19 protein-coding genes and 1 riboswitch are annotated in these 19,264 nt (G+C 65.8%); of the genes, 7 read left to right on the top strand and 12 right to left on the bottom strand.

Annotated elements, in window-relative coordinates:
- Window positions 1–253: 253 nt before the first annotated feature.
- From CJD35_RS07825 to CJD35_RS07810, 4 genes are all read left to right on the top strand, one after another.
- Window positions 254–958, top strand: a complete 705-nt coding sequence (locus CJD35_RS07825; protein ID WP_017183886.1) for a response regulator transcription factor — start codon at window positions 254–256, stop codon at window positions 956–958.
- Complete coding sequence (locus CJD35_RS07820) at window positions 927–2,525, top strand: sensor histidine kinase (protein ID WP_017183885.1); 1,599 nt, start codon at window positions 927–929, stop codon at window positions 2,523–2,525. Before CJD35_RS07825 ends, CJD35_RS07820 begins: the two co-directional genes overlap by 32 nt.
- Window positions 2,526–2,588: 63 nt before the next feature.
- The gene (locus CJD35_RS07815) at window positions 2,589–4,085 is read left to right on the top strand and encodes an ABC transporter substrate-binding protein (RefSeq protein ID WP_017183884.1); all 1,497 of its coding nucleotides are present in this window, start codon (window positions 2,589–2,591) and stop codon (window positions 4,083–4,085) included.
- Window positions 4,086–4,111: 26 nt separating this feature from the next.
- Window positions 4,112–4,534 carry a DUF4112 domain-containing protein gene (locus CJD35_RS07810; protein WP_017183883.1) on the top strand — a complete coding sequence of 141 codons (423 nt, stop codon included), beginning with the start codon at window positions 4,112–4,114 and terminating at the stop codon, window positions 4,532–4,534.
- Between the two features lie 24 nt (window positions 4,535–4,558).
- On the opposite strand, the gene CJD35_RS07805 is transcribed toward CJD35_RS07810, so the two are convergent.
- The 5 genes from CJD35_RS07805 to CJD35_RS07790 are packed head-to-tail and all read right to left on the bottom strand — an operon-like array spanning window position 4,559 to window position 8,691.
- Window positions 4,559–5,263: a ribonuclease T2 family protein gene (locus tag CJD35_RS07805; RefSeq protein ID WP_017183882.1), complete on the bottom strand. Its 705-nt coding sequence runs from the start codon at window positions 5,261–5,263 to the stop codon at window positions 4,559–4,561.
- Entirely contained in the window at window positions 5,256–6,104 is an 849-nt protein-coding gene (gene nadC, locus CJD35_RS07800) for a carboxylating nicotinate-nucleotide diphosphorylase (protein WP_017183881.1), read from the bottom strand. The genes CJD35_RS07805 and nadC overlap by 8 nt, the downstream gene beginning before the upstream one ends.
- A gap of 3 nt (window positions 6,105–6,107) precedes the next feature.
- The gene (nadA, locus tag CJD35_RS07795; RefSeq protein WP_017183880.1) at window positions 6,108–7,094 is read right to left on the bottom strand and encodes a quinolinate synthase NadA; all 987 of its coding nucleotides are present in this window, start codon (window positions 7,092–7,094) and stop codon (window positions 6,108–6,110) included.
- A complete protein-coding gene (locus tag CJD35_RS22360; RefSeq protein ID WP_157742292.1) occupies window positions 7,091–7,789 on the bottom strand; it encodes a DUF4230 domain-containing protein in 699 nt (232 codons plus the stop codon). The genes nadA and CJD35_RS22360 overlap by 4 nt, the downstream gene beginning before the upstream one ends.
- Window positions 7,790–7,812: 23 nt before the next feature.
- Window positions 7,813–8,691, bottom strand: coding sequence for an MBL fold metallo-hydrolase (locus CJD35_RS07790; RefSeq protein WP_017183879.1), 879 nt, complete (start codon window positions 8,689–8,691; stop codon window positions 7,813–7,815).
- A gap of 429 nt (window positions 8,692–9,120) precedes the next feature.
- Here CJD35_RS07790 and CJD35_RS07785 point away from each other — a divergent pair, with 429 nt between their 5' ends.
- Window positions 9,121–10,014, top strand: a complete 894-nt coding sequence (locus CJD35_RS07785) for a tyrosine recombinase XerC (protein WP_017183878.1) — start codon at window positions 9,121–9,123, stop codon at window positions 10,012–10,014.
- Here CJD35_RS07785 and CJD35_RS07780 read toward each other — a convergent pair.
- The 4 genes from CJD35_RS07780 to rsmI all read right to left on the bottom strand — a co-directional run bounded on the left by CJD35_RS07780 (window position 10,011) and on the right by rsmI (window position 13,020).
- The gene (locus tag CJD35_RS07780; protein WP_095686977.1) at window positions 10,011–10,610 is read right to left on the bottom strand and encodes a DedA family protein; all 600 of its coding nucleotides are present in this window, start codon (window positions 10,608–10,610) and stop codon (window positions 10,011–10,013) included. The two genes, CJD35_RS07785 and CJD35_RS07780, sit on opposite strands and share 4 nt — an antisense overlap.
- Before the next feature lie 104 nt (window positions 10,611–10,714).
- On the bottom strand, window positions 10,715–11,689 hold the full coding sequence (gene gshB, locus CJD35_RS07775; RefSeq protein ID WP_017183876.1) for a glutathione synthase: 975 nt from the start codon (window positions 11,687–11,689) through the stop codon (window positions 10,715–10,717).
- 138 nt (window positions 11,690–11,827) lie between these two features.
- Window positions 11,828–12,181, bottom strand: coding sequence for a YraN family protein (locus tag CJD35_RS07770; protein WP_017183875.1), 354 nt, complete (start codon window positions 12,179–12,181; stop codon window positions 11,828–11,830).
- Entirely contained in the window at window positions 12,178–13,020 is an 843-nt protein-coding gene (gene rsmI, locus CJD35_RS07765) for a 16S rRNA (cytidine(1402)-2'-O)-methyltransferase (protein ID WP_017183874.1), read from the bottom strand. Before rsmI ends, CJD35_RS07770 begins: the two co-directional genes overlap by 4 nt.
- Window positions 13,021–13,031: 11 nt before the next feature.
- Between rsmI and CJD35_RS07760 the strand changes: the two genes are divergently transcribed.
- A complete protein-coding gene (locus CJD35_RS07760) occupies window positions 13,032–14,237 on the top strand; it encodes a penicillin-binding protein activator (protein WP_017183873.1) in 1,206 nt (401 codons plus the stop codon).
- Here the strand turns inward: CJD35_RS07760 and CJD35_RS07755 are convergent, their stop codons facing one another.
- Complete coding sequence (locus CJD35_RS07755; protein WP_017183872.1) at window positions 14,238–15,029, bottom strand: ABC transporter ATP-binding protein; 792 nt, start codon at window positions 15,027–15,029, stop codon at window positions 14,238–14,240.
- Window positions 15,023–16,018 carry a FecCD family ABC transporter permease gene (locus tag CJD35_RS07750; protein ID WP_017183871.1) on the bottom strand — a complete coding sequence of 332 codons (996 nt, stop codon included), beginning with the start codon at window positions 16,016–16,018 and terminating at the stop codon, window positions 15,023–15,025. The genes CJD35_RS07755 and CJD35_RS07750 overlap by 7 nt, the downstream gene beginning before the upstream one ends.
- Window positions 16,019–16,095: 77 nt before the next feature.
- Here CJD35_RS07750 and CJD35_RS07745 point away from each other — a divergent pair, with 77 nt between their 5' ends.
- Window positions 16,096–16,965, top strand: a complete 870-nt coding sequence (locus CJD35_RS07745; RefSeq protein ID WP_095686976.1) for an ABC transporter substrate-binding protein — start codon at window positions 16,096–16,098, stop codon at window positions 16,963–16,965.
- Between the two features lie 37 nt (window positions 16,966–17,002).
- On the opposite strand, the gene CJD35_RS07740 is transcribed toward CJD35_RS07745, so the two are convergent.
- Window positions 17,003–18,838 carry a TonB-dependent receptor plug domain-containing protein gene (locus CJD35_RS07740; protein ID WP_026002526.1) on the bottom strand — a complete coding sequence of 612 codons (1,836 nt, stop codon included), beginning with the start codon at window positions 18,836–18,838 and terminating at the stop codon, window positions 17,003–17,005.
- A gap of 172 nt (window positions 18,839–19,010) precedes the next feature.
- Window positions 19,011–19,230: riboswitch (cobalamin riboswitch) on the bottom strand.
- Between the last annotated feature and the right edge of the window lie 34 nt (window positions 19,231–19,264).

The raw sequence follows: 19,264 nt of genomic DNA, 5'->3' as shown, positions 1-19,264 counted from the left end.
CTGTATATTCGCGACCGGTCCGCCCCTCAGCGCCGCTATCTTGCGGGCGGCGTCATTCCTGCAGACATTGGCGGCATACGGCTTTGCGTAGGGTGCGTCAAATCCCTGTGTTCAGGCGTTTGTCCCGAATAGCGACTGTCCTGCCGCATGATCGGCCGACCCCGCCTTCCTTGCAGCGCGCGCTGGCATCGTCTAACGCTCGTTCCGCCCCCGCCACGCATGTTTCTGACCACACATATTTCTGGGATGCCGCATGACAGCAACCATCGCCCTGGTGGATGACGACAAGAATATCCTGACGTCCGTGTCGATCGCGCTCCAGACCGAAGGCTTCATGACGCGGGTCTATTCCGACCCGGAAGGCGCGCTGAAGGCGTTGCTCGAAAATCCTGCCGATCTGGCGGTGTTCGACATCAAGATGCCGCGCATGGATGGCCTTGAACTGCTGCGCCGCCTGCGCGAAAAAAGCCCGATGCCGGTCATTTTCCTGACGTCCAAGGCGGATGAGCTGGATGAGGCGCTGGGGCTGGCGATGGGGGCGGACGACTATATCTCCAAACCCTTTTCCCAACGGCTGCTGATCGCGCGCATCCGCGCGATCCTGCGCCGCGCCGAAGTCAGCCGGACGCCCGAAACCCCCGACCAGCCGGTCGCCGACCCGATCATTCGCGGGCGGCTGGAAATGGACCCCGCCCGCCACCGGGTGAAATGGAACGGTCAGGACGTGACGCTGACCGTCACCGAATTCCTCATCCTCGAAACGCTGGCCACCCGCCCCGGCGTGGTCAAGAACCGCAACCAGTTGATGGACGCCGCCTATCAGGACGACGTCTATGTCGACGATCGCACCATCGACAGCCATATCAAGCGGCTGCGGCGCAAATTCCGCGAGGTAGATTCCGATTTCAACGCAATCGACACACTCTATGGCGCCGGATATCGCTTCTCCGAAGAGTGACGGCCTGGGTGCTGATGGCTTGCGCTGGTCCGGGCGGATCAGCCTCACGCCGCGCATCCTGGCCGTCAACGTCTTTGCGCTGGCACTGCTGGCGGGGGGATTTTTCTATCTCGACAGCTATCGCACGCGCATCGTCGACGCGCGGCTGGAACAGTCGGCGCGGGAACTGCAATTGCTGGCGATCGGGCTGGAAAGCGTGCCGCCCGAACGCCAGCGTCAGCTGATCGCCGCCTATGCCCGCCAGACCGGCGATCGGGTGCGCCGCTACGCGCCCGACGGCCATCGCCTGTCCGACAGTTTCGCCATGGACGCGCCGCGCTATCGCCTGCGCCAGCCGTCGGAAGAGGACTGGCAGCGCCATGTCGCCCGCTTCCTTGACAAGGCGATGGACCGGGTCGTGTCGGCGGACCGGCCGCCCGACTTCATCGAACCCGCCGTCGATCGCGCGGACGCCTGGCCCGAAGTGCAGATGGCGCGCAAGACGGGGCGGCCGCAGGCGGTCAACCGCTATGCCCCCGACCGGACCTTCGTGATCTCCGCCGCCGTGGCGATGCGCGATGGCACCAGCCTGTTCGCGACCGAAAATGCCCGCGACATCACCCGCACCGTCCGCGCGGAGCGGCTGCGCCTCGGCATGGTGCTGGCGGTCGCGGTGCTGGCGTCGGTCCTGCTCTCGCTGTTCCTGGCGCGCACCATCGTGCTCCCGCTCCAGCGCCTTGCCCGCGCCGCCGTGCGCGTGCGGCTGGGCCGCGCGCGGCAGGTGACCGTGCCGCGCCTGCCCGAACGGCGCGACGAAATCGGCATGCTCGCCCGCGCCCTGTCGGACATGAGCCAGGCGCTGCGCCAGCGGATCGACGCGACCGACGCCTTTGCCGCCGATGTCAGCCATGAACTGAAAAACCCCATCGCCTCGCTGCGCTCCGCCCTCGACGCGCTGGAACGGGTCGACCGGCCGGACCTGCGCGCGCAGTTGATGGCGATCGCGCAGGACGATGTCCGCCGTCTCGACCGGCTGGTCACCGACATTGCCGAAGCCTCCCGCGTCGATGCCGAACTGTCCCGCACCCGGTTCGAGCCGGTGGACCTTGGCCAGCTCATCGAAAGGATCGTCGGCGCGCATGAGGCGCGCGGCGTACCCCGCGGCGTGCGGCTTGCCTTCGCCCGCCCGCGCAAGAATGTCGCGGTGGTGCTGGGCGAGGAACAGCGGCTGGTGCGCGTGCTGGAAAATCTGATCGACAACGCCATTTCCTTCTCGCCGGACGGCGGACTGGTTCAGGTGGTCGCGACCGTCGCCGACGATCAGGTGCTGGTCAGCGTCGAGGATGAAGGACCGGGCGTCCCCGAATCGGAGCGCGAGCATGTCTTCCGCCGCTTCCACAGCGTCCGCCCCGAAGGCGAAAGTTTCGGCAAGCATTCCGGCCTCGGCCTCGCCATCGCCCGCTCGATCATCGACGGTCATCAGGGCCGCATCAGCATCGCCGACCGTCAGGACGCCCAGAGCGGCGCCTGCTTCATCCTGCACCTGCCGATGGCGGTGGCGCGCGATCCGGGGATGGTATCGGAATGATCGCGATCGCCCCGCCATGGCGGTTGGCGACAGGCCGTTAGCGGGCTAGGGTGGCGGCCCATCATGTCGACCGTCCCCATCCCCCGTCGGCGCGTCCACCGCCTCGCCCTTGCTGCGCTGCCCGGCCTGCTTGCGATGATGGGCGGCTGTTCGGCCGACAGCAACGATCCCGTCGTCGTCAGCGTCGTGGGCGATCGCGAAGATTTCGCCAAACCCTTGCAGCGTCTGCCCGATCCGGGCGCCAAGCTGTTTCTGGAAGCGACCGCGCAGGGGCTGGTCGCTTTCGACGCCAGCGGCGACATATTGCCCGCACTCGCCCAGCGCTGGATCGTGGAGGATGACGGGCGCAGCTATATTTTCCGCCTGCGCCGCGCCTTCTGGGCCAATGGCGCGCGGGTCGCCGCACCCGACGTGGCGCGGATGCTGATGGCCCGGATCGAATCGCTGCGCCGGCTCGACCCGGACGGCCCGCTCGACGCGGTGCAGGCCGTGATCCCGATGACCGGCGAAGTGATTGAAATCCGCCTTGCGACGGCCCGCCCCTATATCCTCCAGATGCTGGCCCAGCCGCAAATGGCCATCGTCTCGCGCGACGGGGGCACTGGCCCCTATCGCCGCAAGACATGGGGCAAGGCGATAATCCTGACCCCGATCGACCGGCTGAGCGACGATGACGATGCCGAAGACACGCCGGTCCCCGCCTGGCAGACGCGCGTGCTGCGCGCCGAACGCGCTGCCCTTGCCATCGTGCGCTTCCGCGAAGGGCAGGCCGCGCTGGTGCTGGGGGGGCGACTGGCCGATTTGCCGCTGCTCGTCCCCGCCGGGGTCGATCGCGATGCCGTGCGGGCCGATCCGGTGCAGGGGCTGCTGGGGCTGGCCGTGACGGGCCGGGGCAGCCTGCTCGACGATGACGGCATACGCGCGGCGATCAACATGGCGATCGACCGCAGCCAGATCCCTGCCCTGCTGCCGATCGGCGGCTGGGCCACCAGCAACCGCATCGTCCCCGACCAGCTCGATCTTGGCCGCGCGCCGACCGATCCGGACTGGGCCGCCCTGTCGCTGGAGGACCGGCGCGGCCGGGCGAGCGCTGCCGTTGCCGTCTGGCGCGACGATCATGGCGACCCGCCGCCGTTGCGCATCGCCCTGCCGCAGGGGCCGGGCGCGACTTTGCTGTTCGGGCTGCTGCGACGCGATCTGGACGCCATCGGCCTGCCGCTGCGGCGCGTCTCCATGACCAGCGACGCGGACCTGCGGCTGATCGACGAAGTCGCCGCCTATGACAGCGCGCTCTGGTATCTGGGCCGGGTTGGCTGCGCCCGCAAAATCCATTGCAGCGACGCCGCCGATGCCCAGCTTCAGGCCGCCAGCCTTGCCAGCACGCCGGAGGACCGCGCCGCCCGCATCGCGGAGGCCGAAGCGCTGATGGTCGCGCATAATGGCTATATCCCGCTTGGCACGCCGATCCGCTGGTCGCTCGTGTCCAGGCGGCTCAACGGTTTCCAGCCATCGCCCCGCGCACGCCACCCATTGAACCATCTGTTCCGACGCACCAACTAGGGCAGGCAACAGGAGACGCCTTGCCCATGCCGATTTCGCCCGACTCCGCAAATGGCGCCGCCAGCGCCATTCCGGGCCTTGGCCGCGACCCCGCCTCGGTGCGCCGCCGTATCGAAGCGATGGAGGCGGTGCTGGAGCGCCTGTTCGTCGTCCCCGGCATCAATCGCCCCGTCGGTATCGACAGCATCGTCGGGCTGGTGCCGGTCATCGGCGACCTGGCGACCGCTTCCATGGGCATGTGGATGGTCTGGGAAGCGCGCAATCTGGGCATGTCGAAATGGCAGATCACCCGCATGTCGGCCAATGTCGGGGTCGATACGCTGCTGGGCGCCATTCCCTTGGTCGGCGATCTGTTCGACTTCGCGTTCCGCTCAAACACCCGCAACCTGCGCATCATCCGCAAGCATCTGGACAAGCACCACCCCTCGACCGCGACGATCGAGGGCTAGGGACTGACGATCGAGGGCTAGCGACTATAGCGGCGCGATCCGCAGCCGGCTTGCCACCGGCGCGCCGCCCTGATGCGCCGGGCAGCGGGTAAACGCCATCGCCCGGTCCATGCACAGCCACACCTCGCTCAGCCAGTTGCCCCGCGTCGTCGTGACCCGCAGCATATCGGGCTTCAGCCCCCGGTTGGCGCGGGCAAAGGCCTGCGCAAACTGGCCGACGGTCAGGGACTTGGTCCGCGCCAGCGCCCCCATGTCGGGGTAGCGGATCGACTGGTACAACGCCCGCGACCTGTTGAAATAGCGCTCCGGCCTTGTCGTCATGCAGGTGCCATGCTTGGCCCATTCATGCTGGATCAGCTGGACCGACGGCGTCGCGCACAGATTCTGCCGGATCACTTGCCGGGGCACCAGATTGGCGGCGCGACAATATTGCGGCCATTCCTTGCCAAAGCCGTCCGGCCACAACCCATGCAGGGTGAAGCCAAAACGGCCATTCCGCCCCCCGCACTGAATCGCACTGCGCCCGCCCTTTGCGGTCGAACAATATTGCGGCGACCAGCTGAGCGCGAGCGTATAGCTGCCGATCGGCAGGATGCGCCTGGGCTCTTTGGCGGTCGGCCCCTCCAGGTCGGGCCGGGCGATCTGCGCGGGCGGGCTGCACTGGGCCGATTGCGCCAGCGCCGTCCCCGGCATCGCGATCAGCGCCACCAGGGCCAGCCCTTTAAGCATAAGCGAAATCCAGCCCGATGTCCGCCGCCGGGGCCGACTGGGTCAGCCGCCCGACGCTGATATAGGTGACGCCCGTGTCCGCCCTTGCCCGGATCGTCTCCAGCGTCACCCCGCCCGACGCCTCGGTCGGCACGCGCCTGCCGACCAGTGCCGTCGCCTGCCGCAGCGTCGCCGCATCCATATTGTCGAGCAGCAAATGCGTGGCCCCGGCGGCCAGCGCCGGTTCGATCTGGTCGATCCGGTCGACCTCGACGATGATGCTGGCGACCCCGGCATCGACCGCGCGGCGCACCGCTTCCTCGACCGATCCGGCGACCGCGACATGATTATCCTTGATCATCGCCGCGTCCCACAATCCCATGCGGTGATTGGTCGCCCCGCCCATCCGCGTCGCATATTTCTCAAGGACACGCAGCCCCGGAATGGTCTTGCGCGTATCCAGCAGCGTCGCGCCGGTTCCATCGATCGCATCGACATAGGCGCGCGTCATCGTCGCGATACCGCTCAGATGCTGGACCGTATTGAGCGCCGATCGCTCCGCCGTCAGCATCGCCCGCGCCTTCCCGCGAATCCGCATGATGTCGGTCCCCGCCGCAACCCGGTCACCATCCTGATGCAGCAGTTCTATCACCACATCAGGATCGAGCGCCCGGAAGAAAGCGGCTGCGACCGGCAGGCCCGCCAGCGTCACCGCGTCCCGCGTGTCCATCACCCCGTCGAACATCGCATCGGCGGGGATCACAGCCTCGCTGGTGACGTCCCGGCCATCCGGCCCCAGATCCTCGGCCAGCGTGGAAGCGACGAAAGCGTCAAGGTCGAAACGGGGGAGGGAGAAGGTCATGGCTTATCGCGCCCCCAAATCCCCCTGCCCCACCGTGCCGCTGGCCATTTCCAGCATCCGATCGAGGCTCTTCTTCGCGCCCAGCCGCAGCGTTTCGTCCATCTCGATGCGCGGCTGGAGGTCGCGCAGCGCGAGGTACAGCTTCTCCATCGTGTTGAGCGCCATATAGGGGCAGATATTGCAGTTGCAGTTGCCGTCCGCGCCCGGTGCGCCGATGAATGTCTTTTCCGGCACCGCCTTTTCCATCTGGTGGATGATGTGCGGTTCGGTCGCAACGATCAGCGTGTCGCCCGGCATCGTCTTGGCAAAGTCCAATATGCCGCTGGTCGACCCGACATAATCGGCATGATCGACGATATAGGGCGGACATTCGGGGTGCGCGGCGATCGGCGCGTCGGGGTGCTGGGCTTTGAGCTTCAGCAATTCGGTCTCGCTGAATGCCTCATGCACGATGCACACGCCCGGCCACAGCAGCATGTCGCGGCCCAGCTTGCGCTTCAGATAACCGCCCAGATGCTTGTCGGGGCCGAAGATGATCTTCTGATCCTTGGGGATCTGCGCCAGTATCTTTTCGGCGGACGAAGATGTCACGATGATGTCGGACAGCGCCTTCACCTCGGTCGAACAGTTGATATAGCTCAGCGCAATATGGTCGGGATGCGCTTCGCGGAACGCCTTGAACTGGGCGGGCGGGCAGCTGTCCTCCAGGCTGCAACCGGCATCCATGTCGGGCAGCACGACGATCTTGTCGGGCGACAGGATCTTGGCCGTCTCCGCCATGAAGCGCACGCCGCAGAAGGCGATGACGTCCGCGTCCGTCTCCGCCGCCTTGCGCGACAGTTCCAGCGAGTCGCCGACAAAGTCCGACAGGTCCTGAATTTCCGGGCTTTGATAATAGTGACCCAGGATCACCGCGTTGCGCTCCTTGCGCAGCCGCTCAATCTCTGCGCGCAGGTCGGTACCCTGCGGAATGCCGGTAAAAGCGTTCATGTCCCTAAAACTCCTCGGTCCTTGACGAGCGCCCTAGCGCTGCTGGCGACCATTCGCCAGTGCTTCGTTGATCGAAGCAGTCCGATCCCATTGCTCACTGTTGCGAAGCGTCCGCTCTGGGGGAATGTCACAATGACCGTGACGTCATCATATCCAGCCGCAGCCAAGGGGAGCGAAAAGAGTTTACTCAACGCAAGAACACCCCTTTCGCGCGCGCCATCCATATTTTTTTGCGTTCTCGCACCATTTGCTGCCTGACTGGTAGCATCTACCGACACTCTCTTCACCAGTTCCTCTGCTGCTTCGCGAGAAACGAAAATTCCCGTTGTCTCAACGGCAAAGCGCCGACTCTCATCAATGTTTGGCGCTGCTGGTACAACATCTGGGGCGTCGATATATAATCTGCGCTTTTCCGGGTCCCAATACAGGTCGCTTTTACGCATCGACTTAAAGTTTACGAAATAATCTACACTGAAAGGAAATCTGGCTTTTTGCCGAGTTGTAAAGACTGTTCCTTCATACTCAGCTGTTCCCTGAACGTCGCCGGACAAATCAGCAACTTTAATGCTGGTCGTTGATTGCATCTTCGACCAAATTATTTTCGATATCGCTTCGCCATTTGGTTCACGTTCTATTTGCCGATTATCGGGCAACGCCTGATAGCCGAACCATGCAAGCGCGGCGGCGATCGCCAAAAAAGCTGCGATACGAATCGATCTCAAAGTGCCCCCCAACGATTGTCTTGTCTGTTCGCGACCAGCCCCCGCTGATGCAGGTCGATCAGATGCGCCAGCACCGATCGCCCGGCGGCCGGGTGCAGGCGCGGATCGACGCCCTTGTACATTTCGGCCACCATGTCGGGGATCAAGCTGTCGCCATTGCGCTCCAGAAAGCGCAAAATCTGGCCCTCGCGCTGCTTGCGATGGCCAATCATGCCGCGCACCAGACGCTGCGGATTGTCGATCGGTTCGCCATGGGCGGGATAATAGATAGTGTCCTGACGCTCCAGCAACCGCTGCATCGACCGCATATAATCGGCCATGTCGCCATCAGGCGGCGAAATGACGCTGGTGGACCAGCCCATCACATGATCGCCGGTAAACAGCGCCTGTTCCTCGACCAGGGCGAAGCACAGATGGTTGGACGTATGCCCCGGCGTTGCCACCGCCTCCAATGTCCACCCCTCGCCGGCCAGCCGTTCGCCGTCCGCCAGTATCCGGTCGGGGCGATAGGCCGCGTCGAACGCCGCATCGGCGCGCGGCCCGTCATCGTCCAGCGTCAGCGGCGCGCAGCCGATCACCGGCGCGCCGGTCATGGCGCGCAGCGGCTGGGCAGCCGGGCTATGGTCGCGATGGGTATGGGTGCAGACGATCGCCACCAACGGCCGCCCGGCAATGGCAGCGGTGAGCGCCGTCAGATGATCCGCCTCGTCCGGGCCGGGATCGATCACCGCCACGTCGCTCGATCCGACCACATAGGTCTGGGTGCCGGTGAAGGTGAAGGGCGACGGATTGGGCGCCAGCACGCGGGCCACCATCGGCGACAGGGGCATCGCCACGCCCGTCGGCAGGTCGGCCAGATCAAAAGGGGGTGCCATGCTTCCCATGTGCCCATTTCCCGCCGGATTTCAAGGCCACGCCTGTCCTATCGCCCCGCTTGGCCCTATGCTGCCGCCACTACTCTCCCATTTCATCGAACCCGGCCCATGCCGGACCGGGCAATCCCAACCCTTCTTCCTTGCTCAAAAATTAGGCGAACATGCGCTGTACAAAGCCGACACCAGCAAATCCTCCCCTGCAAGGGGAGGGGGACCGCCGCGAAGCGATGGTGGAGAGGCGTCGCCCTATCGGAAGCGCGATCCCCCTTCCTCTGGCCTCCGGTCAACCACCACACCACTATCGGATTTGCAGCCCGCTCAGCCGTCACAAAATGTCCCAGTCTTGTTCTTTTATGTCGCATTTGCCGGGAAATATGCGAAGTTAAGCCCGCCATTTCCTATTTCCCACGCCTGCCCTAGACTGCCCTCATGCCCTCCCCCGACCTTATCGAACGCTGGCGTCATCATCTCAGCCTCGACCGGCGGCGATCAACCCATACGGTGCGCGCCTATGTCGCGACCGCCGAGCGGCTGGTCGCCTTTCTGGAGGCGCATCATGGCGAGCAAGTCACCGCTGCGCTGCTGGCGCAGATCAGCCAGGCGGACCTGCGCGCCTTCCTCACCGCGCGGCGGATGGAGGGTATCGGCAATCTGTCAGCGGCGCGGGAACTGTCCGCCGTGCGTGGTTTCCTGCGCTTCATCGGGGGTGAGGACGCCCGCGTGCCCCTATTGAAAGGCCCCCGCACCAAGCGCGGCCTGCCCCGCCCCGTCTCCCCCGATGAAGCCGTCGCGCTCGCGCAGGACATTGCCGAAGGGGCGCGTGAAGCCTGGATCGGCGCGCGTGACTGGGCAGTGCTGATGCTGCTCTATGGCGCGGGACTGCGAATCGGAGAGGCCATGGGCCTGACCGGCGCGGCGCTGCCGCTCGGCGAAACCCTGCGCGTCACGGGCAAGCGCAACAAGATGCGCGTCGTCCCGCTGCTGCCACAGGTCCGCGCGGCGATCGACGCCTATGTGGCGCTCTGCCCCTATCCCATGACCCGCGACGAGATGCTGTTTCGCGGCGCTCGTGGCGGCCCGCTCTCCCCCGCGCTCATCCGCCGCGCGGTACAGGGCGCGCGCGGACGGCTCGGCCTCTCGGACCGCACCACCCCCCATGCGCTGCGCCACAGCTTCGCCACCCATCTGCTGGGGCGCGGCGCGGACCTGCGCAGTTTGCAGGAACTGCTCGGCCATGCCAGCCTGTCCTCCACCCAGGTCTATACCCAGGTCGATGCCGCGCACCTGATGGACGTCTACCGCAACGCCCACCCGCGCGCCTAACCCTTTGGCCGCCAGGTCGCCAGCCGCCACAGATAGAGGATCACCGCGCCCACCACGCACAGGGTAGCGGCGGGGCCGATATATTTGTCGATCTGGCTGAAATTCCTGCCCAGCACGAATCCGGCATAGGCCAGGATGATGTTCCAGATCAGCGCCCCGCCCGCTGTCCACGCCAGGAATTTCACATGCCCCATGCGGAACAGTCCGGCGGGCAGCGATATCATCGTCCGCAGCGCTGGCATGAAGCGGAACACGAAGACGACGATCTGGCCATATTTGCCGAACAGTCGGTCCAGCGCCTCGACATCGCGCCATTCCAGCGTCGCCCAGCGGCCATAACGATCGACCAGCGGCTTCAACCGGCCAAAGCCCAGCACATGGCCGACCAGATACCAGAAATAATTGCCGACCGTGGTGCCGATGGTGCCGGCCAGCAGCAGCCATTCCATCGCCATCCGCCCCTGACCCACGCGAATGCCGCCAATGCCCATGATCAGTTCCGACGGGATCGGCGGAAAGACATTTTCCAGCACCATCAGGACGAGAATGCCCCAATAGCCGCCCGCGTCGATCAGGCGGAGCACCCAGTCGGTCATCGCCTCACTCTGGGTTCCCCGTGCTCCCGCGCAGGCGGGAGCCCAGTTGAAACGGCGGGACTGGACTCCCGCCTACGCGGGAGCACGGCGGGCAAAGACATCAACTACGCCGCCGCTCGTGCCGCCAGCCGCGCGTCGATCGCGTCCCAGATCATCCCGCCCGTATCGGTGCCGTCAAAGGCATCGATCGACACGATCCCGGTGGGCGATGTCACGTTGATTTCGGTCAGCCACTCGCCGCCAATCACGTCGATGCCCACGAACAGCAGGCCGCGCGCCTTGAGTTCCGGTCCCATCGCGTCGCAGATTTCCCGCTCCCTGTCGGTCAGCACGGTCTTGGCCGCCGATCCGCCAACCGCCAGGTTGGAACGGATTTCGCCCGCACCCGGAATCCGGTTGACCGCGCCCGCGACCTCGCCGTCGATCAGGACGATACGCTTGTCGCCTTGCGCGACGCCGGGGATGAAGGCCTGAACCATGAACGGCTCAACCCATGACGCCTTGAATATTTCCACCAGCGAAGACAGGTTCGCGCCATTCTTGCCGACATGGAAAACGGCGACGCCGCCATTGCCATAGAGCGGCTTGACGACGATCTCGCCATGCTGGGCCAGGAAGCTGCGCACTTCGGCCAGGTCACGGGTGATCATGGTCGGCGGCATGAAGCGGGCATAGTCCAGCACGAACAGCTTTTCGGGCGCATTGCGGACACTGGCCGGATCGTTGACCACCAATGTTTCTTCCTGCACCCGCTCCAGCAAATGGGTGGCGGTGATGTAGCTCAGGTCAAAGGGCGGGTCCTGCCGCATCAGCACGACATCGACATCGCGCCCCAGGTCCAGCATTTCCGGCTCGCCAAAAGCGAAATGGTCGCCTTCCACCTTCTGCACATTCACCGGCCGCGCCTTCGCCAGCACCCGGCCATCGCGATAGGTCAGGTCGGTCGCCAGATAATGGTAGAGCCTGTGTCCCCGCGCCTGCCCGGCCAGCATGATGTGAAAGGTCGAATCGCCCGCGATCTTGATGCCCTCCATCGGGTCCATCTGGACGGCGACGGTCAGGGGGTTCAGTTGCGTCATTCGATCATTCCTTTTCCGTTCGCCCTGAGCGAAGTCGAAGGGCTCCGCCGAGCGTTAGCGAGGTGCTTTGCCTTCGCTGGCGCTCAGGCGAGGGCTTCGACTTCGCTCAGCCCGAACGGTTTTGGGGGGAGAGGCACATCACCCCCCATGCCAGACATTGGCCAGATGGCGTGGCGCACGGCCCGGCGCAAGGAGGATGACGTCGATTCGCATGTCGTCGCCCGCTTTGGCCAGATCATGCCACAGAATTTCCGCCGCCGCCGCGACCCGGCGCAACCGCCGCTCGTCGATCGCCAGGTCCAGTTCCGCCGCCGTAGCGCGGGCCTTGACCTCCACAAAGGCGAGCATCGCGCCCTTGCGCGCGACCAGATCGACCTCCCCCGCTGGCGTCCGCATCCGCCGTCCGACAATCTGCCAGCCCTTCAGCCGCAGCCACCAGGCCGCGATCCGCTCTGCCTGACGTCCGCGTCGCTCGGCCGCTTCCCGCTTCACCCCTTTAATTCCGTCGCCCGGTCATACAAGGTGCGCCGGTCCAGCCCCAGTTTCTTCGCGACCTCGCCCGCCGCCTTCGACACCGACAGCCGGGTCAGCGCCTCCAGCAGGGCCGCGTCGGCATCCTCGGCGCTGGCCGGCGCAGCTTCGCCGGGCGGGCCGACCGTCACCACAATCTCGCCCCTGGGCGGCGCGTCGGCGTAGCGGGCGGACAGTTCGCTCAACGTGCCGCAGGCCGTTTCCTCGAAGGCCTTGCTGATTTCCCGGCTGACCGCCGCGTCCCGGTCGCCCAGATGCGCGGCCATGGCGGACAGGCTTTCCGACAGGCGCGGGCCGCTTTCATAGAATACCAGGGTCGCCCGCAGCCCCGCCACCTCGTCCAGCGCATCGCCGCGCGCCTTGGCCTTGCTAGGTAGGAAGCCCATGAACAGGAAACGGTCGGTCGGCAGGCCCGACAGCGTCAGCGCCGCGATCGCCGCGCTGGGACCGGGCAGGGTGGTGATCCGCCGTCCCGCCGCCCGCGCATCGCGCACCAGCTTGTAACCCGGATCGGAAATGAGCGGCGTTCCCGCGTCCGACAGCAGGGCGACCGATTCGCCCGCCATCCGGTCAACCAGCCTTTGCCGCACATTTTCGCCGCTATGGTCATGATAGGGGATCATCGGTCGGTCCGAACCGGCATGGCGCAACAGCCGCGCGCTCACTCGCGTATCCTCCACGGCGACGACATCGGCCAACCGCAGCACCTCCGCCGCGCGCGGGGTAAGGTCACCAAGGTTGCCGATCGGCCCAGCAACGATATAAAGCCCAGGTTCAAGACCCGATGATTGTGTTTCCATAAGGACGCCAGATGACAGAGACGGATGCCTCCCGGCAAGCGGACTTGTTCGCTTCTTTGAAACGCGGCACGCGCATTGTGCTTGCCGCGGGCACGCTGCTGCTCGCCGCCTGTCAGTCGATCGTGCCCAAGGGACCGGCCCCCGTCACCCCGACCGGCCCGACAGGACCGACCGGCCCTGATGTGACCCAGGGGCTGCCGACCGATACGCTGCGCCACCGCGTCGCGCTGCTGGTGCCGATGAGCGGCCCCAATGCCGCCGTGGGCCAGTCGATCGCCAACGCGACCACATTGGCGCTGATGGACACCCGGACCGACAAGATCCGCATCACCACCTATGACACCGCGCCCGGCGCCGCAGCCGCGGCGAACCGCGCCCTGGCCGAGGGCAACCGCCTGATCCTTGGCCCCCTGCTGGCGGAGGACGCCCGCATCGTGGGGCCGATCGCCGCGCGCACCAATGTGCCGGTGATCAGCTTTTCCAACGACGCCAGCGTCGCGGGCAATGGCGTCTACATCATGGGTTACAACCCCAACCAGTCGATCGAGCGGGTCGTGGGTTTCGCCCATGACAAGGGGCTGTCGCAGTTCGCCGCGCTCATTCCGCGCGGTACCTATGGCGAACGCGCCGGCAATGCACTGCTGCGCGCCGTCGAACAGGCGGGCGGCACCGTCGTGTCGATGCAGACGTTCGATCGTAGCCCCGGCTCGATCACCGCAGCGGTGAAGAAATTGCAGGCCTCGTCCAGCTATGACGCCTTGCTGATCGCCGACAGTGGCAAGGTCGCGATCCAGATCGCCCCGATCGTGCGCAAGAATGGCGGCGCGACCGCTCGCCTGCTCGGCACGGAATTGTGGAATACGGACGGCACGCTGGCGGCAAGCCCGGTGCTGCGCGGCGCGTGGTTCGCCAGCGTGTCGGACACGCTCTATCGCCAGCTCGCGGGCAAATATCGCGCCCGCTACGGCACGGCGCCCTTCCGCCTGTCCTCGCTCGGCTATGATTCGGTCCTGCTGACGGTGCGGATCGCGCAGGACTGGAAGCCCGGCAGCCCCTTCCCCACCACGCGCCTGCGCGATTCCGGCGGCTTTTCGGGCATTGACGGCGCATTCCGCTTTGGCCGCAACGGCGTCGCCGAACGTGCGCTGGAAGTGTCCGAAGTAGGGGCTGGGGCAGTCACGGTCATCGCGCCTGCTCCCCGCAGCTTCGCGGAATAATCAGTCCGCCGCCGGCCGGGGCACCCGCCCGGTCGGCAGGATCAAGGGCCAGCCATTGCCCGGATCGATGCAGGCGGTGATGCCATAGACATCGGCCAGCGCCTGCGTCGTCAGCACCTCCATCGGCGCGCCGTCGGCGACCAGCGCGCCGCCATCCATCAGCAGCAGCCGGTCACACCAGCGCGCGGCCATGCTCAGGTCATGCAGCACCGTCACCACCAGCGCGCCGCTGCGCGCCTCGTCGCGCAGCAGGTTCATGACGTCGATCTGATGTCCAGGGTCCAGCGCCGCCAGCGGTTCGTCGGCGATCAGCCCGCGCGCCCCGACCGCCAGCGCCCGCGCCAGCAGCACCCGCGCCCGCTCCCCACCGGACAATTCGGTCGCGATCCGTCCTTTCAGGTGCAGCACATCGGCCCGCGCCATCGCTGCCTCGACCGCTGCCTCATCTGCGTCGGACAGGCGTGACAGCGGCCCCAGATGCGGTAGCCGCCCCAGCGCCACCAGCCGATCGACGCTGAGCGGCCAGTGCAATGTCTGACCCTGCGGCAGATAGGCGATGGCGCGCGCTATCGCCCCCCGGTCGATCCGCGCCACATCCTGCCCGTCAATCAGCACCCGGCCCGCCCGCGGCTTCGCAAGGCCCAGCATCGCCCGGATCAGCGTGGACTTGCCCGCGCCATTGGGACCGATGATGCCGACCAGCTGGCCCGGCTCCAGCGTCACCGCGACATCGCGCACCGCCACATGACGGCCAAGCCGGACGGACAGCCCTTCTACCGCCAGGCTCACCATAGCCGTCGCTCCCGCATCAGGTGGATCAGGAACACCGGCACGCCCAGCATCGCGGTGACGACCCCCAGCTTCAGTTCATTGACCGACGGGATCAGCCGCACGCCAATATCCGCCAGCGTCAGCAGCACCGCGCCGCCCAGCAGCGAGGGCCATAGCACCGCCGATGGCGACCGATCGGTCAGCGGGCGGACGATATGCGGGACGATCAGGCCGACAAAGCCGATCGCGCCGGACACCGCCACCGCGCCGCCCACGCCGATCGCGACGCCCAGCATCATGCGCAACCGCGCGGCATTAAGGTTCACGCCCAGCGCCTGCGCGCCTTCCTCCCCCAATGTCAGCGCGTCCAGCGTCCGCCCGTCCGCCATCAGCAGCGCCGCGCCGATCGCGATGCAGGGCAAGGCGACCAGGACATGCACATAGCTGCGGTTTTCCAGACTGCCCATCAGCCAGGTCATGATCTCCATCGCGGCAAAGGGATTGGGCGACAGGTTAAGCGACAGGCTGATGCCCGCCCCCGCCAGCGTCGCGACCGCGATCCCCGCCAGGATCAGGGTCAGCGGGCTTTCCGATGGACCGGCCAGCAAGAACAGCCCGGCAATGGCGACAAGCGCGGTGGTGATGGCGAGCAGCGGCAGGACCAGCGGATGCAGCGCACTGAGGCCGAAATAGAGCGCGCAGACCGCGCCCAGCGCCGCTGAATTGGACGCGCCCAGCACGGACGGTTCGGCCAGCGGGTTGCGCAGATAGCCCTGCAACGCCGCGCCCGACAGGCCCAGCATCGCGCCCACCAGCAGGCCCAGCAACATGCGCGGCAGGCGCAGGTCGATGATGATCGCACGGGCGACCGCATCGCCGCCGCCGGTCAGCACCGCCCATATCCGCGCCGGGCTGATCGCGACGGCCCCCAGCATCACCGATCCCATCGCCGCGCCGACCAGCAGGATCAGCAGCGCGGGGACGAGCAAGGGGTGGCGGCGGGCCGTCATGGACGCTCCCCTTGGCGGTTGGCAAAGCGCCATGTTCCTGCGAAGGCAGGAACAGGTCCTACTACAAGACAGGCTCCATGATCCGTCCGTTGATCCTCGCCCTTGCCGCCCTGACACTCACCGGCACGGCACACGCTGCGCCGCGGCGGATCGTGTCGCTCAACGTGTGCGCCGATCAATATCTGATCGCGCTGGCCGACAATGGCCAGATCGCGGCGCTCAGCAGCAATGCGCTCGATCCCGAATTGTCGGCGGCGGCGGACAAGGCGCGCGGCTATCGTACGCTGCGCCGCGCTTCGGAAGAGGTGCTGGCGATCCGGCCCGATTTGATCCTGGGCTATCCGATCGGGCCGAACATGGTCGCCGGAGCGCCGCCGGGCCAATGGACCACATTGGGCCTGGCCAGTGCGGACAATTATGACGCGATCGAGGATCAGATACGGCAGGTCGCGCGCGCGGTCGGCCATGTCGACCGGGGCGAAAAGCTGATTGCGCAGATGAACCGCGATCTGGCGGCACTGCCGAAAGCGAAGCGCGGCGGCGTTGCCGCCTATTATCAGCGGCGCGGCTATATGACCGGCACAGGCACGCTGGTTGATGACCTGATGCATCGGGTCGGGCTGACCAATCTGGCCGCAAAACTCGGCAAGCCCGCGCTGGCGCAAGTGCCGCTGGAGGCGATGGTCGCGGCGCGGCCCGATTGGCTGATCGTGGAAAGCGGCAGCGAAGCGGTGGTCGATCAGGGGACCGAAATGCTCCAGCACCCTGCGATCAAATCCATCCCGCGCATCAGCCTGCCGCAAAGCTGGACCGTGTGCGGCGGCCCGGCCTATGTGCAGGCGGCGCGGGCCATCGTGGCGCAACTTGGGGCGCCACGCAGCAAAAGCACGGCGCAACTTGGGGCGCCACGCAGCAAAGGCACGGCGCGTCAGAACGCGCCAAGGTGAAGGGACGAGCAGCGCGCCCGTCCCCCCTTGTGCCATATCAGAAACGGACACGCACGCCGCCAAAGGCGGAGCGGCCATAGACGCCATAGCCATAGGCCGTGGCGTAGGCTTCATCGAACAGATTGTCGATCCGGCCATAGACTTCCAGATGCTCGCCCAGCGGCAGCGAAGCCCGCAGGCCGACAAGCGCATAGCCGTCCAGACGGCGGGTGTTGGCGGCATTGTCGAAACTGTCGCCCACCATCGTCACGGTCGCCCCGGTCGACAGGCCGAACGACCAGACATAGTCGCTCGAAACGCTGATCGCGTTGGCCGCGCGGCGCGGCAGACGGTTGCCGTCCGTGATCCCGCCCGACCGGTCGCGCGCATCGACATAGCTGTAGCTGCCCGTCACGGTCAGTGCGTCCACCGGCTTCAAGGCAATGCTCGCCTCCACGCCCTTGGCGCGGGTGCGGTCCAGATTGCTGTAGCTGAAGGTCGCATTGTCATAATTGATCTGGTCGGTCGTGTCGCGACGAAACGCCGTTACCGACAGGATCGCCCGGCCACCATCCAGGCTCTGGTCAAAGCCGACATCATAGCTTTTCGACCGTTCGGGGCGCAGCGCGCTATTGCCGCTGAACATGTCGTACAGCTGATAGAGCGAGGGCGCCTTGAACCCTTCGCCATAGCTCAGGCGAAAATTGGTCGCGCCTGCATTGGGCGAATAGTTGGCATTCGCGCCGAACGTGGTCGCGCCGCCAAACTGGCTATGATCGTCATGCCGCACACCGCCCGTGACCGACAGGCCCGTAAAGGGCTTGACGATCGCCAGCGCATAGACGCTGTCGATATTGATCCTTGCCGACGACGTGCTGCCGAACCCGAAGAATTCATAGTCGGGCCGTTCATGCTCGTAGCCGAATACCAGCTTGGCCTGATCGACCGGGGCATAGACGCCTTCATATTCAAAGCGCAGGTTAGTGCCGGAATAGCCATAATCCGGGTCGGTGCCGCGCACGAAATAATAGTCGCGGTCGTTGCGCAGATAGGTGACGGCTGCGCGGTTCGTCAGCTTGCCATCCAGCAAAGCCAGGTTGAGGCCCGCATAGCCCACATATTGGTCCAGCTTGCTCACATCGCTGCTGTCGGCCGGTGCGCCAAAGAAGCTGTCATAGTCGAGATCCGCATGGATATAATAGCCACGCAGGTCGAGGCTCAACGCATCGCTGAACGCCAGTTTGAGCCGCGCGTTGGTGGCGATATTTTCATAGCCGTCCTTTTCCGTGCCGCCCGCGGCAGAGGAAATGCCATCCGTGCGGAAATAGGCCGCGCCCACGCCGCCCGACGCGATGCCGCTGGTGCCGGACACGTCCGCCTTGGCATTGACCGTATCGCTATAACCATAATCGACCGAGGCGTTCGCGCCGAAGCCGTCCACCGGCACGCCGGTCATGATGTTCACCACGCCGCCGATCGCCTGACTGCCATAGACGACCGAGTTGGAGCCGCGTAGCACTTCGATCCGCTTGATATTGCCGGTCAGCAAATGGCCGAAGTCATAACCGTCACCAATGCCGCTGGGGTCATTGACCTTCACCCCGTCGATCAGCACCAGAGTCTGCGTCGTTTCCGCGCCGCGCAGCGATACGCCGGTCACGCCGCCGGTGGACCCGTTACGGTTGAAACGAACGCCCGGCGTCGTCGCCAGCAGATCGACCACATCGATAACCTGCCGCGTCTGGATGGTCTGCGCGTCGATGACGGTGATCGCCTGCCCCACTTCGTCGCGCGACTGTTCGATGCCCGATGCGGTGACGATGATGTCATCGTCCTGCGCCAGAGCGGGCGTTGCCGCCAGCAGCGCAATGAGAGAAATCCCTGTTCTTACCATGATATATGCCCTGAGCGTCCCATGCGACTTCAAGGCCAGGGCGTCCGCGCACGCGGTCGCGCCATGATGCGGGATGACGCCAGCCCCCGCCGCACGGCACGATGCGGCCCCGGCCGCACAGCGTCGCTCGACGGAAAACCACCGTGCCATGACCAATCCCCTGGATCAGGGCAAGAGCGACCAGACGCCGGCAGGTCTCCTGGCTCACGGGTCAGGGCAATGATGCACGAACCTTCCCAGACATTGGCGTCCAGTGGCCGGGTCTTGCGACCCTTATGCATCATGCTCACCGCTTACAGTTGCAGGGACAGCTGCGGAATAGGGCGCTTTCACGCCCGCACCGCATTCCCATTTTCAGCCCCTTGCGGGACACCGGCGCGATCTAGCTGTAAGGAAAGCGAGCCCCCCTCACGCGACGCGCTCTAG

It is taken from the genome of Sphingobium xenophagum, assembly GCF_002288285.1.
In the GTDB taxonomy this organism is placed as follows: Bacteria; Pseudomonadota; Alphaproteobacteria; order Sphingomonadales; family Sphingomonadaceae; genus Sphingobium; species Sphingobium xenophagum.
This window is presented reverse-complemented; position numbering and strand designations above follow the sequence as displayed.

Coding starts and splice junctions, on each gene's coding strand:
- CJD35_RS07825 (WP_017183886.1), top strand. CDS start 254: ATGACAGCAACCATCGCCCTGGTGGATGACGACAAGAATATCCTGACG.
- CJD35_RS07820 (WP_017183885.1), top strand. CDS start 927: ATGGCGCCGGATATCGCTTCTCCGAAGAGTGACGGCCTGGGTGCTGAT.
- CJD35_RS07815 (WP_017183884.1), top strand. CDS start 2,589: ATGTCGACCGTCCCCATCCCCCGTCGGCGCGTCCACCGCCTCGCCCTT.
- CJD35_RS07810 (WP_017183883.1), top strand. CDS start 4,112: ATGCCGATTTCGCCCGACTCCGCAAATGGCGCCGCCAGCGCCATTCCG.
- CJD35_RS07805 (WP_017183882.1), bottom strand. CDS start 5,263: ATGCTTAAAGGGCTGGCCCTGGTGGCGCTGATCGCGATGCCGGGGACG.
- nadC (WP_017183881.1), bottom strand. CDS start 6,104: ATGACCTTCTCCCTCCCCCGTTTCGACCTTGACGCTTTCGTCGCTTCC.
- nadA (WP_017183880.1), bottom strand. CDS start 7,094: ATGAACGCTTTTACCGGCATTCCGCAGGGTACCGACCTGCGCGCAGAG.
- CJD35_RS07790 (WP_017183879.1), bottom strand. CDS start 8,691: ATGGCACCCCCTTTTGATCTGGCCGACCTGCCGACGGGCGTGGCGATG.
- CJD35_RS07785 (WP_017183878.1), top strand. CDS start 9,121: ATGCCCTCCCCCGACCTTATCGAACGCTGGCGTCATCATCTCAGCCTC.
- CJD35_RS07780 (WP_095686977.1), bottom strand. CDS start 10,610: ATGACCGACTGGGTGCTCCGCCTGATCGACGCGGGCGGCTATTGGGGC.
- gshB (WP_017183876.1), bottom strand. CDS start 11,689: ATGACGCAACTGAACCCCCTGACCGTCGCCGTCCAGATGGACCCGATG.
- rsmI (WP_017183874.1), bottom strand. CDS start 13,020: ATGGAAACACAATCATCGGGTCTTGAACCTGGGCTTTATATCGTTGCT.
- CJD35_RS07760 (WP_017183873.1), top strand. CDS start 13,032: ATGACAGAGACGGATGCCTCCCGGCAAGCGGACTTGTTCGCTTCTTTG.
- CJD35_RS07755 (WP_017183872.1), bottom strand. CDS start 15,029: ATGGTGAGCCTGGCGGTAGAAGGGCTGTCCGTCCGGCTTGGCCGTCAT.
- CJD35_RS07750 (WP_017183871.1), bottom strand. CDS start 16,018: ATGACGGCCCGCCGCCACCCCTTGCTCGTCCCCGCGCTGCTGATCCTG.
- CJD35_RS07745 (WP_095686976.1), top strand. CDS start 16,096: ATGATCCGTCCGTTGATCCTCGCCCTTGCCGCCCTGACACTCACCGGC.
- CJD35_RS07740 (WP_026002526.1), bottom strand. CDS start 18,838: ATGGTAAGAACAGGGATTTCTCTCATTGCGCTGCTGGCGGCAACGCCC.